11 protein-coding genes are annotated in these 16,480 nt (G+C 73.7%); 4 read left to right on the top strand and 7 right to left on the bottom strand.

The genetic code is table 11. The annotated features are described in order from the left end of the window. Positions 1–4 precede the first annotated feature (4 nt). Positions 5–493: a DUF3515 domain-containing protein gene (locus ACIGDI_RS31045; RefSeq protein ID WP_399903502.1), complete on the bottom strand. Its 489-nt coding sequence runs from the start codon at positions 491–493 to the stop codon at positions 5–7. Positions 494–513: 20 nt separating this feature from the next. Beyond that, the gene (locus ACIGDI_RS31040) at positions 514–747 is read right to left on the bottom strand and encodes an Lrp/AsnC family transcriptional regulator (protein ID WP_020121007.1); all 234 of its coding nucleotides are present in this window, start codon (positions 745–747) and stop codon (positions 514–516) included. Positions 748–953: 206 nt separating this feature from the next. On the opposite strand from ACIGDI_RS31040, the gene ACIGDI_RS31035 reads away from it, so the two are divergent. Both ACIGDI_RS31035 and thiD read left to right on the top strand, forming a co-directional pair. Next, positions 954–1,919 carry a thiamine-phosphate kinase gene (locus ACIGDI_RS31035; protein ID WP_058922959.1) on the top strand — a complete coding sequence of 322 codons (966 nt, stop codon included), beginning with the start codon at positions 954–956 and terminating at the stop codon, positions 1,917–1,919. After that, positions 1,916–2,713, top strand: coding sequence for a bifunctional hydroxymethylpyrimidine kinase/phosphomethylpyrimidine kinase (gene thiD, locus ACIGDI_RS31030; protein WP_399903500.1), 798 nt, complete (start codon positions 1,916–1,918; stop codon positions 2,711–2,713). The genes ACIGDI_RS31035 and thiD overlap by 4 nt, the downstream gene beginning before the upstream one ends. Here the strand turns inward: thiD and ACIGDI_RS31025 are convergent. From ACIGDI_RS31025 to rpmB, 3 genes are all read right to left on the bottom strand, one after another. Next, entirely contained in the window at positions 2,701–3,897 is a 1,197-nt protein-coding gene (locus tag ACIGDI_RS31025; protein ID WP_399903497.1) for an FAD-dependent monooxygenase, read from the bottom strand. The two genes, thiD and ACIGDI_RS31025, sit on opposite strands and share 13 nt — an antisense overlap. Positions 3,898–3,932: 35 nt before the next feature. After that, positions 3,933–6,914: a BTAD domain-containing putative transcriptional regulator gene (locus ACIGDI_RS31020; RefSeq protein ID WP_399903494.1), complete on the bottom strand. Its 2,982-nt coding sequence runs from the start codon at positions 6,912–6,914 to the stop codon at positions 3,933–3,935. Between the two features lie 110 nt (positions 6,915–7,024). Next, positions 7,025–7,210 carry a 50S ribosomal protein L28 gene (gene rpmB / locus ACIGDI_RS31015; protein WP_003993230.1) on the bottom strand — a complete coding sequence of 62 codons (186 nt, stop codon included), beginning with the start codon at positions 7,208–7,210 and terminating at the stop codon, positions 7,025–7,027. Positions 7,211–7,469: 259 nt separating this feature from the next. Between rpmB and ACIGDI_RS31010 the strand changes: the two genes are divergently transcribed. Further along, positions 7,470–9,188 carry a DAK2 domain-containing protein gene (locus tag ACIGDI_RS31010; RefSeq protein WP_399903491.1) on the top strand — a complete coding sequence of 573 codons (1,719 nt, stop codon included), beginning with the start codon at positions 7,470–7,472 and terminating at the stop codon, positions 9,186–9,188. Positions 9,189–9,198: 10 nt separating this feature from the next. On the opposite strand, the gene ACIGDI_RS31005 is transcribed toward ACIGDI_RS31010, so the two are convergent. Both ACIGDI_RS31005 and ACIGDI_RS31000 read right to left on the bottom strand, forming a co-directional pair. Further along, positions 9,199–12,150 carry a tetratricopeptide repeat protein gene (locus ACIGDI_RS31005; protein ID WP_399903488.1) on the bottom strand — a complete coding sequence of 984 codons (2,952 nt, stop codon included), beginning with the start codon at positions 12,148–12,150 and terminating at the stop codon, positions 9,199–9,201. Continuing rightward, a complete protein-coding gene (locus tag ACIGDI_RS31000) occupies positions 12,150–14,015 on the bottom strand; it encodes an HSP90 family protein (RefSeq protein ID WP_399903485.1) in 1,866 nt (621 codons plus the stop codon). The genes ACIGDI_RS31005 and ACIGDI_RS31000 overlap by 1 nt, the downstream gene beginning before the upstream one ends. 165 nt (positions 14,016–14,180) lie before the next feature. On the opposite strand from ACIGDI_RS31000, the gene recG reads away from it, so the two are divergent. Further along, entirely contained in the window at positions 14,181–16,388 is a 2,208-nt protein-coding gene (gene recG, locus ACIGDI_RS30995) for an ATP-dependent DNA helicase RecG (RefSeq protein WP_399903482.1), read from the top strand. The last annotated feature ends 92 nt before the right edge of the window (positions 16,389–16,480 follow it).

Genomic DNA, 16,480 nt, shown 5'->3' with positions numbered 1-16,480 from the left:
CGAACTAGTCGGCGATCCCCTCGGGGATCGCCTTCTTCACGGCCGGGGCCAGGTCGACGAGCGGGGACATGCCGTCCGCGGTCCGGTCCTTGGGGATCCTGACCTCGACGTACGCCCTGCGCAGGGTCGTCGTGAAGCGGAACGAGCCGTCGCCCCGCTTCTCCAGCAGCCATCCCACGCCGTTCACCTCGACGCCGTCGGCCTCCGGATCGCCCATCTTCGCGGGCCGGTCGACGCCGCAGCGCAGTATGATCGCCGGGTTCCCCCAGCCCGCGGTCAACGCGGACGCGGGCGTGGGATCCCGGCGATCCTGCCCGTCGACCTCGGACGGCAGGGCCTTGTCCAGCTTTTCGCACAACCCGGTGACCTTCGCGCCCGGCGAGGGAACCGACGCCGACGCGCCGTCGTCTGCTGATGAGCAGCCCACGGCAGTGAGCAGGGCGAGTGCGGGCAGCCCGGCAAGGGTGCGGCGCCGGTGACGAAAGAAGTTCACCGGCCAAGGGTAGACGGGGGCTACAGATGGACGACCGGGCAGGTCAGGGTGCGGGTGATGCCGTCCACCTGCTGGACCTTGGCGACCACCAGGCGGCCCAGGTCGTCCACGGTGTCGGCCTGCGCCCGCACGATCACGTCATAGGGTCCTGTCACGTCCTCGGCCTGGATCACCCCAGGAATCTTGCTGATCGTCTCGGCGACGGTCGACGCCTTGCCGACCTCCGTCTGGATCAGGATGTACGCCTGTACCACGGAACCTCCAGGGCGGCCACGAGGATCATGTGGGGAAAAGGAACGCCACGGTATCGCGTCGCCGCGCGCCACGGGGAGACCCGCGGCGACCGTGGTCCCCGCGCCGGGGTGCGGGCAGGACACAGGTTGACGGACAACTCGACCGTATCGAGGACACTGATGACGCGCGACCGGGAACGGCCAGGGACAGAAGGGGAGCAGAGGCAATGAAGGGCACTGTTGGTGAGCTCGGGGAGTTCGGGCTCATCAGGGAGCTCACCTCCCGTCTCACCACCACCCCGGCGGTCCGGGTCGGCCCCGGCGACGACGCCGCGGTGGTCGCCGCGCCCGACCGGCGGGTCGTGGCCTCGACCGACATCCTGCTGGAGGGCCGGCACTTCCGCCGCGACTGGTCCACGGCGTACGACGTGGGCCGCAAGGCCGCCGCGCAGAACCTCGCGGACATCGCCGCCATGGGCGCCGTCCCGACCGCCCTGCTGCTCGGCCTGGTCGTGCCCGCCGAACTCCCGGTGACCTGGCCCAGCGAGCTGATGGACGGCCTGCGCGACGAGTGCCAGGTCGCGGGCGCCTCGGTGGTCGGCGGGGACGTCGTACGGGGCGACACGATCGTGGTGTCGATCACCGCGCTCGGCGATCTGCGCAACCAGGAACCCGTCACCCGGGCCGGCGCCCAGCCCGGCGACCTCGTCGCGGTCACCGGCTGGCTGGGCTGGTCGGCCGCCGGGTACGCCGTGCTGTCCCGGGGGTTCCGCTCGCCGCGCGCCTTCGTCGAGGCCCACCGGCGCCCCGAGCCGCCGTACCACGCGGGACCGGCCGCGGCCGGGCTCGGCGCGACCGCGATGTGCGACGTCAGCGACGGACTGATCGCCGACCTCGGGCACATCGCGGAGGCCAGCAAGGTCCGCATCGACATCCGCTCCGGCGCGATCGACATCCCGTCCCAGATGAACGACATCGGGCAGGCCGTCGGCGTCGACCCCATGCAGTGGGTGCTCAGCGGGGGAGAGGACCACGCGATCGTGGCGACCTTCCCGCCCGACGTGAAGCTGCCCGCCCGCTGGAAGGTGATCGGCGAGGTCCTCAACCCCTCGGCGCTGCCCCAGGTGACGGTCGACGGGGCGCCGTGGACCAGCAAGGGCGGCTGGGACCACTTCGGGGACATCGAGTCGTGAGGCCGCGGGTGCTGACGGTCGCGGGTTCCGACTCCGGCGGAGGGGCCGGGATCCAGGCCGACCTGAAGACGATGCTCGCGCTCGGCGTGCACGGCATGAGCGTCGTCACGGCCGTCACGGCCCAGAACTCCCTTGGCGTGCAGGGGGCTTGGGAGCTGCCCGCGGAGGCGGTGCGGGCGCAGTACCGGAGCGTCGTCGACGACATCGGCGTCCAGGCGGTGAAGACGGGGATGCTGGCCTCGGCCGAACTGGTCGCCCTGGTCGCCGAGTTGATCGCCGGGACGGACGCACCGGCGGTGGTGGACCCGGTGGGCGTCTCCAAGCACGGGGACCCGCTGCTCGCCGAATCCGCACTGGACTCGATGCGCGAACGGCTGCTCCCGGTCGCCACCGTCGCCACCCCGAACCTCGACGAGGTCGCCCAACTCACCGGTGTGCGCGTCCGGTCGGAGGACGAGCTGCGCAAGGCTGCGGCGGCCGTCCTGGCGTACGGCCCGAAGTGGGTGCTGATCAAGGGCGGCCATCTGCCCGGCGACGCCGTGGACCTGCTCACCGACGGCTCGCGGGAGCACTGGCTGCGCGCCCCCCGGTACGACAACCGGCACACGCACGGCACAGGCTGCACCCTCGCGTCCGCGATCGCGTCGCAGCTCGCGAAGGGACAGCCCGTGCCGGAGGCGGTGCGGGCCGCCAAGGAGTACGTCACCGGGGCGATCGCGGCCGGCTTCGCGCTCGGCGGCGGGATCGGGCCCGTCGACCACGGCTGGGCCCTCGCAACAGGTCAGAACGGGTAGTCCCGCAGCATGATGCCCGTCGCCGCCTTCTCGGTCATCCGCTTGAAGAAGCGGGCCAGCGGGCGGGAGGCGAGGATCCGGTACATGCGGTCCCGGCTGCGGATGCGCCGCTCGGTCGGCGGCGCGAAGAACGGGCCCGCGTTGCCGGAGATCTTCTGGCAGCCCTTCGCGAAGTCCCGGACCCGGGTCTCGTACTCGGCGAAGGCGGTACGGAAGTCGCCGCCCGCGAGGGCGAGTTCACCGGCGAGGACGTACGCGCCGACGATCGCCACCCCCGTCCCCATGCCGCCCATGGTCGCCCCGTAGCCGGCGTCCCCGAGGAGCGCCACGCGTCCCTTGGTGAGACGGTCGACGTGGATCTGGGCGATGGCGTCGAAGTACAGGGCGTCGGCCTGTTCGAGGGCCTTGAGGGCGGCCGGGGTCTCCCAGCCCATCCCGGCGAAGCGTTCCATGAGGATCCGCTTGATCGCCGTGACGTCCCGGCGGTCGTACGACAGTTCCTCGGACCGGAAGACCAGCAGCGCGTGGCAGCGGTCCGGGTCGCCGTCGTAGTTGGCCATGACGATCGCGCGGCCGGGCTCGCTGTAGACGCGGCCGGTGCGGTCCAGGCCCAGATGGTTGGGGACGTCGAAGCCGGCCACGTAGTGGTCGAAGAAGCGCAGGTAGCGGGACTCGTCGCCGAAGACCAGCCGACGGGTGTGGGAGTGCAGTCCGTCCGCCCCGACGACCAGGTCGAAGTGGCGGGGCGCGCCCTTGTGGAAGGTGACGTCCACGCCGTCCGCGTCCTCGGTCAGCGAGGCGACCGAGTCGCCGAAGACGTACTCGACGTCGTCCTTCGTCCGCTCATACATGATCTGTGCGAGGTCGCCGCGGAAGATCTCCACGTCGCCGCTCATCAACTCCGCGGGCAGGTCCACGCGCGGGCTGCCGTCCGCGTCGACCACGGTCTGGCGGCCCATGTGGGTCTGGCGGGCGTGGATCTCGTCCCAGATGCCCATGGAGGTGAGGACCCGGCGGTGGACATGGCCGCGGAAGTCGACCGCGAAGCCGCCGCCGCGCATTTCCGGAGCCTTCTCCACGACGGTCACCCGGGCGCCGAGGCGGGCCAGGTTCAGGGCGAGGGCGGGGCCGGCGACGCTCGCGCCGGAGATGAGGACACGGAGGTCGCTGAGGTTCTTCGTCATGCGATCGAGCCTCGGCGAAGGCGCTGACCGTTCCCCTACCGTTCGCTGACCGCCGCTGACCGCAGGGCGCGCCCCTGGTCGAAGGCCTTGTCGTACGCCTGCGCGGACAGTTCCGCGCGCGCGTCCCGTTCCGTGCGTACGACGTCGGGGTCGACGGCGTTGCCCGCGCCCCGCAGGGCCGCCGCGGCGCCCAGCAGTTCGGCGGCCCGCTCCGGGGCGGCGACGGACGCCAGGGCCTCGGCGGCGTCGGCGAGTTCCAGGTCGCCCGGCCCCTCGCCGGCGAGGCCGGCGGCCTGCCGGAACCAGTCGACGGCCTCCTCGGTGTGCCCCTCGGCGGCGGCCGTGCGGCCGAGCCCGATGAGGGCGCGGACGGTCTCGCCGACGCTGAACCAGTTGGCGGCGCAATCCCGCAGGGCGCTCTCGTAGTGCACGCGCGCGCGTGCCGTGTCCCCGGACAGCCGGGCCGCGTCGCCGAGGCCGCGACGGGCGGCCGCCACCTTGTCCGGCAGCCCGGCGCCGCGCGCGAGCGTCAGCGCCTCCTCGAAGTGGCCCACGGCACCGGCCGTGTCGCCGCGGTGCAGCAGGACCGTGCCCCGGGTGCGCAGCAGGTCGGCGGTCTCCTCCGGCGCGGCCAGCTCCCGCACGTACGCCAGCCCCTCGTCGAGCAGCCGCAGAGCGCGCTCGGTCTCACCGCGCGTGTGGGCGAACATGCCGAGCGGGTCGAGGCAGTTGGCCAGGCCCCAGCGGTCGCCGGTGGCCCGGTAGCCACGCAGCGCCCGCGTGAAGAACTCCTCGGCCTCCCGCGGCCGCCCCGCGAACTGCGCCCGGAAGCCGAAGCCCACGTCGAGCAGGGCGTGCGCCCAGGGGGAGCCGGCGGCCAGGGTGCGGGCGTGGTCGTCGGTGGCGGGCCGCGGACCCGCCGCGACCGCCCACAGCACGAGGACGTACGGCAGCCGCAACGGCCCCCGGTAGGCCGCGAGGACGTCGTCCACGCGCGCGATGAGCTCCGGTTCCTCGCCCGCCCCGGAGAGGGCGTTGATCGCGCACAGGACGTACTCCTCCTCCAGCCCGGGCGGCGGCTCGTCCCCGACGGCGGCCAGCAACTCCCGTGCCGTCGCGACCCGTTCGCCGTGCACCCCGCGCAGCCGCCAGAACCAGGACAGGGGCCCCATCAGGCGCAGGGCGCCGAAGTGGTCGTGGCGTACGAGGTGGCGCAGTGCCGTGTCGAGATCGGCGCGCTCGGCGGCCAGCCGGGCCAGCCAGGGCAGCTGCTCGGCGCCGCGCAGATGCGGTTCCGCCCGCTCGGCCAGCCGCAGGAAGTAGGCGGCGTGGGCGTCCCCGAGGTCCGGCGCCTCCTGGGCCGCGAACGCCCGGATCGTCTCCAGCATCCGGTAGCGCCCCTCGGACACCTCCAGGAACGACTTCTCGACCAGCGACGCCAGCACGTCCTCCGGACAGGGCAGCCCGCACACCGCCTCGACGGCCTCCAGGCTCGCGCCGCCGGCGAACACCGTCAGCCGCCGCGCCAGCTCCCGTTCCTCCTCGTCCAGCAGGTCCCAGCTCCATTCGACGACCGCGCGCAGGGTGCGGTGCCGGGGCGCCTTGGAGCGGTCGCCGCGCGAGAGCAGCCGGAACCGGTCGCCGAGGCGGTCGGCCAGCTCGTCCGGGGTCAGGGTGCGCAGCCGGGCCGCCGCGAGCTCGATGGCGAGGGGCAGCCCGTCGAGGGCGGCGCAGACGTCGGCCACGCGCGCGTGCCCGTCGAAGTCCGGGCGCACGGCCCGGGCCCGGTCGAGGAAGAGCCGGACGGCCGGCTCCGACGGCAGCGGCGGCACGGGGACCAGCACCTCCCCGGTGATCCCCAGGGACTCACGGCTGGTGGCGAGGATCCGTACGCCGGGGCAGGCGGACAGCAGCAGCGAGGCCAGCCGAGCGGCGTCCTCGACGAGGTGCTCGCAGTTGTCGAGGACGAGCAGCAGCTCACGGTCCTCCAGGGCGGCCAGCAGACGGTCGGTGACGTCGGTGGCGGGCGAGCGGAACCCGTCGCGCATGCCGAGGGCGGCCAGCACGGCGTACGCGATCCGCCCGCCGTCGGTGACGGGGGCGAGCTCGACGAAGCAGGGGGCGGGGATTCCCGGCAGGGTGGCGGCCGCCTCGATCGCCAGCCGGGTCTTCCCCGCTCCGCCCGGGCCGGTGAGGGTGAGCAGGCGGGAGTCGGGGAGGAGGGCGGCGATGCGGGCGAGTTCGGGCTCGCGGCCGACGAACCGGGTGAGCTGGACCGGGAGGCGGGGGCGCTCGGGTTCCGCGCCCTGGAGCAGCTCCAGGTGCAGCGCCGCCAGCTCGGGCGAGGGGTCGGCGCCCAGCTCGTCGGCGAGCGTCCGCCGGGCCTCCTCGTACACCGTCAGCGCCTCGGCGGGCCGTCCGTCGGCCCGCAGGGCCCGCATGAGCTGCCCGTACAGCCGCTCGCTCAGCGGATGGGCGGCGAGCAGCGTCCGCAGCTCCGGTACGAGCCCGGGGCCGCCCCCGAGCGCCAGCTCGGCCTCGATCCGGTCCTGTGAGGCGGAGAGCCTCAGCTCCTCCAGCCGCGCGGCCTCGGCCCGGGCGTCCGGAAGGTCGGGCAGCGCGGGCCCGCGCCACAGTGCGAGGGCGTCCGCGAGTCTGGCCGCGGCCTGGCGGGGATCCGCGGCCACGGCACGCCCCTGTGCGGCCAGCCGCTCGAACAGGTGGGCGTCGACCGTGTCCGGAGCCGTGACGATGCGATAACCGGCCGGGGTCGCCTCGATCTCGGTGTGCGGGGCGAGCCGGCGGCGCAGGCGGGAGATCTGCGACTGGAGCGCGTTCGCCGCTCCGGCGGGCGGCCGGGCGCCGTACAGGCCGTCGACGAGGCGCTCGGCGGAGACCGTACGGCCCGCGTCGAGGAGCAGGAGGGTGAGCAGGGCGCGGGGGCGGGGGCCGCCGGGGTCGACGGCGGTGCCGTCGTCGGTGCGAACCTCCAGCGGGCCCAGGATCCCGAAGCGCATGCGCCCAGCTTGTCAGGTCCACCTTCGGGCACGGCAAAAAGCCGGCCCACCTCTCGGTGGACCGGCTCAGTGCAGCGAACCAGCAGTGGCCGCGCGCTCAGCTGTTGGCGTCAGCGCGAGACCTTGCCGGCCTTGATGCACGAGGTGCAAGCGTTCACGCGCTTCGGCGTCCCGCCGACCACGGTACGGACGCGCTGGATGTTCGGGTTCCAGCGACGGGACGTACGGCGGTGCGAGTGCGAGATGTTGTTGCCGAAGCCCGGCCCCTTGCCGCAGACGTCGCAGTTGGCAGCCACGGGTCACTCCAAAGACTTCAGATGCACTTACGGTTGGGTCCCGGCATGCCGGGATCGAGATCGCATTGATCAGTGATCTGAGTGGCGGTGCCAGGTGGGAAAAGCCCGATCTGCATCGGGCAACCGGAGCAGCATACAACGACTGCGCCAGTACAACGAAACTACCATGGCTGCTCAGGGGCCCGGCCCCGGCCCTCTTCCGGCGGACACCGGTCCGCGGTCTACGCTGCGTCCAGTCCAGCAGCTACAGGAGGCGCAGGTGGCGCAGGTGCCGCAGACATTCCTCGATGCTCTCGCGGTGCGCACCTGGTGCGGCCTCGCGCTGGAGGCGCTCGGCAGCGCGCGCGAGGAGATCGACGCGATCAACGTGTACCCCGTGGCCGACGGGGACACCGGCACCAACCTGTACCTGACCGTGGAGTCCGCCGTCGCGGCGGTCGAGGCCGTCTTCGCCGCCCACGAGGTGGACTCCCGCGCCCCGGGGAAGCCGGCGCTGGCCGACGCCGTGCGCGCGATGGCGCACGGGGCCCTGATAGGCGCCCAGGGCAACTCCGGGACGATCCTCGCCCAGTTGCTGCGCGGCATGACCCAGGTCCTCGCCGCCGACGGTGAGACGCCTCACACCGACGGCGCCGGCCTGCGGCTCGCCCTGCGGCACGCCGCCGACTCCGCCCGCCAGGCCGTCGCCCACCCCGTCGAGGGCACGGTCCTGTCCGTCGCCGCGGCCGCCGCGGACGCCGCCCACGCGGTCGAGGGCGACTGCGGGACGGTGGCGCGGGCCGCCTACGAAGGAGCCCGCGCGGCCCTCGCCGCGACCCCGCGGCAGCTGGCCGTGCTCAGGCGCGCCGGGGTGGTGGACGCCGGCGGCCGGGGACTGGTGGCGGTGCTCGGGGCGCTGGTGGAGACGTTCACGGGGGAGACCCCCAGGCCGGTCGCGGATGCCGCGAAACTCACGGACACCGTCTACGAGCCCGGAGACGAACCGCTCGCGCGCGTGGACGACGGCCCCGAAGACATCGGTGAGTGCGCGGTGGGCACCTCCGCCCCGGAGGAGGACGGCCCCGCCTTCGAGGTGATCTACCTCCTGGAGGCCGAGGACACGGCCGTCGCGCGGTTGCGGGAGCGGCTGGACGCGCTCGGGGACTCCCTGGTCGTCGTCGGCGGCGACGGGCTGTGGAACGTCCACGTGCACGTGGACGACGCGGGCGCCGCCGTGGAGGCGGGCGTCGAGGCCGGGCGGCCGTACCGGATCCGGATCACCCACTTCGGCGCCGGGGACGTCCACACGGCCCGTGGCGAGCGGCCGCCGCGGCCCAGGGTGCAGCGCGCGGTGGTGGCCGTCGTGCCCGGCGAGGGCCTGGCCGGGCTGTACAGCGAGGCCGGGGCCACCACGGTCCTGGCCTGCCCCGGGGAGCCGCCCGCGAGCGGGGAACTCGTACAGGCCGTACGACGGGCCCACGCGCGCGAGGTCGTACTGCTGCCCAACGACGCGGAGCTGCGGCACACCGCGGCGGCCGCCGCCGAGCAGGCCCGGACCGAGGGCATCCGGGTGGCCCTGATCCCGACCCGCTCCGCCGTCCAGGGCATCGCCGCGCTCGCCGTGCACGAGCCCGAGCGCCGCTTCGACGAGGACGTCGTGTCGATGACCTCGGCGGCCGGCGCGACCCGCTACGCCGAGATCTGCGTCGCCGAGCGCCAGTCCTGGACGATGGCCGGCATCTGCCAGGCCGGTGACGTGCTCGGCCTCATCGAGGGGGACGTCGCCGTCATCGGCGCGGACGTCACCGCCGCCGCCGAGACCGTCCTGGACCGCATGCTTCAGGCCGGCGGCGAGCTGGTCACCCTGGTCCTCGGCGACGACGCGCCCAAGTCCATCGCCGACCACCTTGAAGCACGCGTGCGCGAGACCCATCTCGCCGTGGACACCGTGGTGTACCGGGGCGGACAGGGGGCCCTGCTGCTGATCGGCGTGGAGTGACGGCCGCTCCCTACCGAGCCCCCTGCTCCTCCGCCACCTGCAGCATCTGCTCCGCCTCCGCCCGCCGCGCCTGCGCCGTCTCGTCGGCGCCGTCCGCGCCGTCGTAGGCGGCGAGCACCGCACGCGCGCGTGCCGCCGCCCGCGCGGAGCGGCCGAGGTCGGTCTCCAGCCAGCCCGCGGCGAGTTCGGCGCCGGTACGGCTGTCCAGCGCACCGTCCCCGAGGGAGGCGAACACCGCGGCCGCCTCGACGACCTGGGACAGAGCCTCCTCGAGGGTGGCCCGGATCGCGTCGTCGTCGGCGTCCTCCGCGGCCGATCGGGCCAGCAGGTCGCCGAACTGGCGGTGGGTGTGGCCGAGTTCGGCGACCAGCCGCTCCCGCGCCTCCTCGTCGGCCGTGGCGCCGGCCGCCGCCTCGCACTCGTGGACCGCGCCCGCCATGAGCTCCCGCGCCGCGTCCGCCCCGTCGTCCGCCCGCAGCGCGAGCCACGCGCGGGCGCGCAGAGAGCGCACCAGCCCGTGCACGTTGCCGACAACGCGCCACAGCTCGCCGGCGCGCGCGTACGCCCGCTCCGCCTCCGCCGGCAGCCCCGCCGCTCCCAGCGACTCGGCGGCGAGGTGGGCGAGCGTGGCGTGGTCGTGCTGCTCGGGCCAGTGCCGGGCGATCTCGGCGGCCCGCAGCCGCCGGTCGGCCGCCTCCCGGTGCTCGCCCAGCTCGCTCAGGCAGTCGCCCAGCCACCACTGCGCCTGTACGACCGCCCCGTCGCCGTGCGTCTCCACGCTCAGGTCGGGCAGCGCCGACTCCAGCACCTCCGCGGCCTCGGCCCACCTGCCCTGCCGCAGCAGCAGCCCGCCCAGCTGGTGCCGTGCCCACGCGCCCAGCGTCGGCCCCTCACCGGCCTCGTCGGCCCAGTGCGCGGCCTCCAGGGCGTGCTCGGCGGCCTCCACGGCCTGTCCCCGGCCGCCCAGCACCTCGGCCAGCTGGAGATGCAACTGCGCCCGTCCGACCGCCTCCAGATGCGGTCCGCCGTGCGCGAGGGCCGCCCGCAACGCCCGCTCCGCCTCGGCGATGTCGCCCAGGTGGTGCGCCAGGCCGGCCAGCCGCGCCTCGTACTCCACCGCGAACCAGGGCAGCCCCGCGCCCACGAACCCGGCCGAGGCCCGCCCGAACAACGCGACGGCCTCCTCCAGATCCCCGCGCCGCACCGCCAGCTCCGCGAGCATGGCCCGCGCCTCCGCGTCCCGGGAGACGATCCGCACGTCGTCACCGTCGTACCCGCCGACGAACGCGAGCAGTTCGCGAACGGCGGCCTCGGCATCGCCCAGAACCGTTTCACCGTCGCCCGACGCGGAGCCCTCCGGTGTGACGTCCGCCTCCACCACCCGCCGCATCAGGATCCGGGCCCGCCCCATCAGGACCGACGCCGTCTGGTGCACGCCGGTGGCGTCGTCGGCGTACAGCGCGAGGATCTCGTCGTACGGCTCGGCGACCGCCGCCAGGGCCTCGTCCACCTGACCCGTCAGGGCGCGTACGTACGCCGCACGCGTGCGTGCCGCCAAAGCCTCACCGGGGTCGCCCGCCGCCGCGTAGAGCTCGGCGGCCCGCTCGAAGAGTTCGGCGCCCTCGGGGCCCCGGCCCATCGCCTCGTGGTCGACGACCTCCGCACGGTCACGCGCGTCCAGCTCGACGCCCTCGGCGGCCCGGGCCACCGCCGCCCACGCCTCGACGGCGTTCGGCCGCAGGGTGTCCGACAGACGCCGGGCCTCGGCCAGCAGCGCGGACAGGTCCGGCACGTCCGCCGGCGCCGCCGCCGGAACCGGTGCCGGCGGCACGGGCACGGAGACCGGGCGCACCGCGCGCACACCGAGCGGCAGCCGGTCCGCCAGCGGGCGCTGCCCCATACGCACGCGTGCCCGCTCACTGACATACGCCGTCCCGTTGCGCTCGTCGAAGCGAGCCGCCAGGGCGAGGGCCTCCGCACGCGCGTGCGTGGCCAGCTCGCCCGCGTGCCACACCCGGCCGGCGGGCCCGGGCACCTCGCGCTCGCCCAGCCCCAGCTCGGTCAGACGGTCCATGAGCAGCGCCACCACGGCCAGGAAGTCCAGCCGGCTGCGCGGATGCCCGGTGTCGGTGAAGTACGCCGGCCGCTCCGCGAGCAGCTCCAGGCCGCGCGCCTCGTTGCCGGTCAGCGCGCAGAACTCCACGTGGTCCGCGTACGCGCCCCGCATGCTCTCCATCGGCCGCACGAGCCGGAAGCCCCGCAGGTGGTTGGCGCGCGCCTCGTCCGTACGGCCCAGCCGCAGCAGCGGCACCAGGGACGACGCGAGCACCGTGTGCGGCTCGTGCGCACAGGTGAACTCGCCCTCCAGGACCGGCCGCCACAGCAGCAGCGCCTCCGCGTCCCGTCCCCGCTCCGCCTGCCACCAGCCCTGCCCGTGCAGCTCGCACGCGTGGCAGTCGGCCATGCTGTCCCGGTCCGCCGCCAGCCAGGCGGTGTACGCCCGCTCCGCGCGCGGGATGTCACCGACGTGCGCGGCGACACTGAACTCGGCGCCGCGCACGGCCCTCTCCGAGTGCCCCGCCAGCCGGTAGCGGTGCTCCATCTCGCCGAGCCACTTCTCGATCGAGGCGAGTGGGACGTGCGGCTGGTCGAGCATGCCGGACGACATCCACTTGAACACCCAGTGCAGCGAGTGCGTCTCGTACTCGTCGAAGTCCTCCGGCCGTTCGTCCCACATGCGCAGCAGGCGCGCGAAGGGGACGAACATCTTGTCCTTCTCGGAGCTGTAGTTGTAGACCTTCAGCTGGTGCCCGAGCGCCTCGATCACGGCGAGCGGGATGCCCAGCTTCTCGGCCTCGGCGAGCAGTTGCTCCGCGCGCGCGTTGCGGGCGGGACCCTCCGGCCGTTCGGAGTTGGCCGCCATCTCGCGGCGCAGGGAGTCGAAGTCCGTGATCTCAGCCATCAGCGGCCGTCCTCCCCGTGTGCGGACCCTCCGTGCGTGGACTCCCCGTGGGTCGCCCATTCCAGGAGGCCGATGAACGCCCGGTTCAGCAGGGCGGTGTCCGCCGGCCGCAGCGGCCGCTGCGCCATCAGCAGCGCCTGCCCGTACAGGGACTCGATCGCGGTGCCGATCAGCTCCGCGTCGCCCAGCGAACCGATCCTGCGGACCAGCGGGTTGAGGTGGTTGAGCACCAGACGCGCGCGCGGGGCGCTGCCGCGCAGCGAGCCGAGGATGCCCGCCCACAGGTCGTCGGCCCGCTCCTCCGCCTCGGCGCGGGCCTGTTCGTGCCGGGCGGAACGGTCGTCGAGGTGCAGGGCGGGGACGGAGATGGGGTGGAAGGCGCGCAGTACAATGTCACATTGCACCGAATCCAGCTTCGCCCGCGCCGCCGCCAGGAACCCCGACAGCGCCAGCTCCTCCACCGGATCCACCGCGTCCAGATGAGCCGTCACGGTGTCCGCGTCCAGCTCCGCGACCACCGTCCCCGGCCGCACCGACGGCAGCGCCTCGACCAGCTCGCTGTCGTACGTGTAGCCGCCGTTGATCACCCCGACGCCCTGCGCGGACGCGATCGGCGCCACCTGCCGGTACTCCTCGACCGTCCGCGTGAAGTGCACCACCGCGTGCCGCTGCGCGAACTCCTCCAGGGACAGCCGCCCGTCGGTCGTCTCGAACGGCAGCCACGGCAGCATCGTCCGCAGCATGTCCTTGTCGTGCCGCGCCAGGGACTTCACGCCCAGGTGGTGCACCGACAGGAAGGCCGCCAGCCGCTCCGGATCCCCGGCCGCCAGCCCCGTCAGCCAGGAACGTATCCGTTCCCCGAGCGCCTCCCGCACGGCGGCCAGCGTCTCGTCCTCGTACAGCGACTCGCGCGAGGCCGTCGGCCGCAGACTGTCCGTGTCCAGCACGCACCGCACGAAGAACGCCCAGTCCGGCAGCAGCTGTTCGGCCCGCTCCGTCAGCAGCATGCCCTTGAGGTGCACGCGATGCGTCGCCCGCTGGGCCGGGCTGACCGCCGAGGGCAGGACGTACGCCACCCCCCGGATGCCGGCGAGCGGCACGTCCAGCTCGATCGAGTCCAGCGGGGTGAAGCCGAACAGCTCGTGGCAGTGCCGGGCCAGCGCGACGCGCCGGCCCGCGGGGGAGACGTACGAGCGGTCCCAGGGCGCCGGCAGGTCGGTGACCGCCTCCTCGCCGACCCGGACGTCGTACGGCAGCAGCGACCCGAAGTCCCGCGCCAGCGTCAGCACCCGCTCCGGCGCCAGCCACTCCCCGGCACCGGCCCGCGCCACCAGATGCACGGTGGTGCCCGGTTCCGGCCGCGCCTCGGGCCCCAGCGTCCGCACCGTGTACGAACCGTCGTCGCTCGCCGTCCACTCCACGGGTGCCGCATCCGGCGTACGGGCGCTTCGGCTGACCACCCGGATCCGCTCGGCCACCACGAAACAGGCCAGCAGACCGATGCCGAACTGCCCGAGGAAGTCCGAGCGGGCCGCTTCGAGACCCTCGGCGCGCTTGGAACTGCGGCCGATGGTCGCCAACAGGGTGTGCACGTCCGCCTCGGTGAGCCCCACGCCGGTGTCCTCGACCCGCAGCGACCCGGCCTCCGCGTACAGCCGCACCCGGGCCGGGGCATCGGGCTGCTCGGCGCGCCGGGCGGTGATGGCGTCCACGGCGTTCTGCAGCAGCTCGCGCAGGTAGACCTTGGGACTGGAGTACAGATGGTGCGAGAGCAGGTCCACCAGGCCGCGCAGGTCGACCTGGAAGGTGTGAGACGGCTGGGGTGACTGGGACGGCTGGGATGACTTCGAGGTCTGGGAGTCCATCGTCGCTGCGCCGGTGGGGGGACTTCGGACGGCGCGGGGTCGGGCGGTCCCTGGTGGGGCGGTGACCGCGGGGATGGCCGGAGCGCGCCATCCTAGAGCTCCAACAGCCCGGCTGACCAGGGGTTTCCCCAGACGTTTACGGCATTGTCAGAGGTGTGGTGTGCAATGGATCTCGTGCCCGCACTGGAAGAACCACTGAAAAAGGTGCTCGGCCCCGCCACCGCGAAGGTGATGGCCGAGCACCTCGGCCTGCACACCGTCGGCGACCTCCTGCACCACTACCCGCGCAGATACGAGGAACGCGGCCAGCTCACCCACCTCGCCGACCTCCCCATGGACGAGCACGTCACGGTGGTCGCCATGGTCGCCGACGCCCGTCTGCACACGTTCGCCTCCGCCAAGGCCCCCCGGGGCAAGGGCCAGCGGCTGGAGGTCACGATCACGGACGGCAGCGGCCGCCTCCAACTGGTCTTCTTCGGCAACGGCGTGCACAAGCCGCACAAGGAACTCCTGCCGGGCACCCGCGCGATGTTCTCCGGCAAGGTCTCCGTCTTCAACCGCCGTCTCCAACTCGCCCACCCCGCCTACGAACTGCTGCGAGGCGACAGCGAGGAGACGGTCGAGAGCTGGGCCGGCGCGCTGATCCCCATCTACCCCGCCACCGCCAAGCTGGAGTCCTGGAAGATCGGCAAGGCGATCCAGACGGTCCTGCCCGGCGCCCAGGAAGCCGTGGACCCCCTGCCGCCCGCCCTGCGCGAGGGCCGCGGCCTGGTCACCCTCCCCGAGGCCCTGCTCAAGATCCACCGCCCGCACACCAAGGCCGACATCGAGGACGCCCGCTCCCGCCTGAAGTGGGACGAGGCCTTCGTCCTCCAGGTCGCCCTCGCCCGCCGCCGCCACGCCGACGCCCAACTCCCGGCGGTGGCCCGCCGCCCCAGCCCCGACGGCCTCCTCACCGCCTTCGACGACCGCCTCCCCTTCACCCTCACCGAGGGCCAGCAGAAGGTCTCGAAGGAAATCTTCGACGACCTCGCGACCGAGCACCCGATGCACCGGCTGCTGCAGGGAGAGGTCGGAAGCGGAAAAACGATGGTGGCCCTGCGCGCCATGCTCGCCACCGTCGACGCCGGTGGTCAGGCAGCGATGCTCGCTCCCACCGAGGTGCTCGCCCAGCAGCACCACCGCTCCGTCGTCGAGATGATGGGCGAACTGGCCGAGGGCGGCATGCTCGGTGGCGCGGAGCACGCCACGAAGGTCGTGCTCCTCACCGGATCGATGGGCACGGCAGCCCGCCGGCAGGCGATGCTGGACCTGGCCACCGGAGAGGCCGGCATCGTGATCGGCACGCACGCGCTGATCGAGGACAAGGTCCAGTTCCACGACCTCGGCCTGGTCGTCGTCGACGAACAGCACCGCTTCGGCGTCGAGCAGCGCGACGCCCTGCGCGGCAAGGGCAAGCAGCCCCCGCACCTGCTCGTGATGACGGCCACCCCCATCCCCCGCACGGTCGCGATGACGGTCTTCGGCGACCTGGAGACCTCGGTCCTCGACCAGCTCCCCGCCGGCCGCTCACCCATCGCCTCCCACGTCGTCCCGGCCGCCGACAAACCCCACTTCCTGGCCCGCGCCTGGGAGCGCGTCCGCGAGGAGGTGGAGAAAGGCCATCAGGCCTACGTCGTCTGCCCCCGCATCGGCGACGAGGAGGACGACCCGAAGAAGTCCGACAAGAAGAAGTCCCCGCAGGACGAGGCGGAGAAGCGCCCGCCGCTCGCCGTCCTCGACGTCGCCGCCCAACTCGCCAAGGGCCCCCTCCAGGGCCTGCGGGTGGAGGTCCTGCACGGCCGCATGCACCCCGACGACAAGGACGCGGTGATGCGCCGCTTCGCCGCCGGCGACACCGACGTCCTGGTCGCCACGACCGTCATCGAGGTCGGCGTCAACGTCCCCAACGCCACGGCCATGGTGATCATGGACGCCGACCGCTTCGGTGTCTCCCAGCTCCACCAGCTGCGCGGCCGCGTGGGCCGCGGCTCGGCGCCCGGCCTGTGCCTGCTGGTCACCGAGATGCCGGAGGCCAGCGCGGCCCGCCAGCGACTGAACGCGGTGGCGTCGACCCTGGACGGCTTCGAACTCTCCCGCATCGACCTGGAGCAGCGCCGCGAGGGCGACGTCCTGGGCCAGGCCCAGTCGGGCGCCCGCACCAGCCTGCGGGTCCTCGCGGTGATCGAGGACGAGGAGGTCATCGCGGAGGCGAGGGACGAGGCGGCGCAGGTCGTGGCGGCAGATCCCGAGCTGACGGCGTTTCCCGGCCTGCGGGTCGCGTTGGACGCCCTCCTGGACGAGGAGAGGGAGCAGTACCTGGAAAAGGGCTGATGCATGCCGACCGAGGGGCGCCGGGCCGTATCGCACGTGCCGCTACCGCCGCGCGGGCGCGACCAGCCACAATGAACCTGTAGCCGCCCACG

This window comes from Streptomyces sp. NPDC085900 (assembly GCF_044540925.1).
Taxonomy (GTDB): Bacteria; Actinomycetota; Actinomycetes; order Streptomycetales; family Streptomycetaceae; genus Streptomyces; species Streptomyces gilvifuscus.
This window is presented reverse-complemented; position numbering and strand designations above follow the sequence as displayed.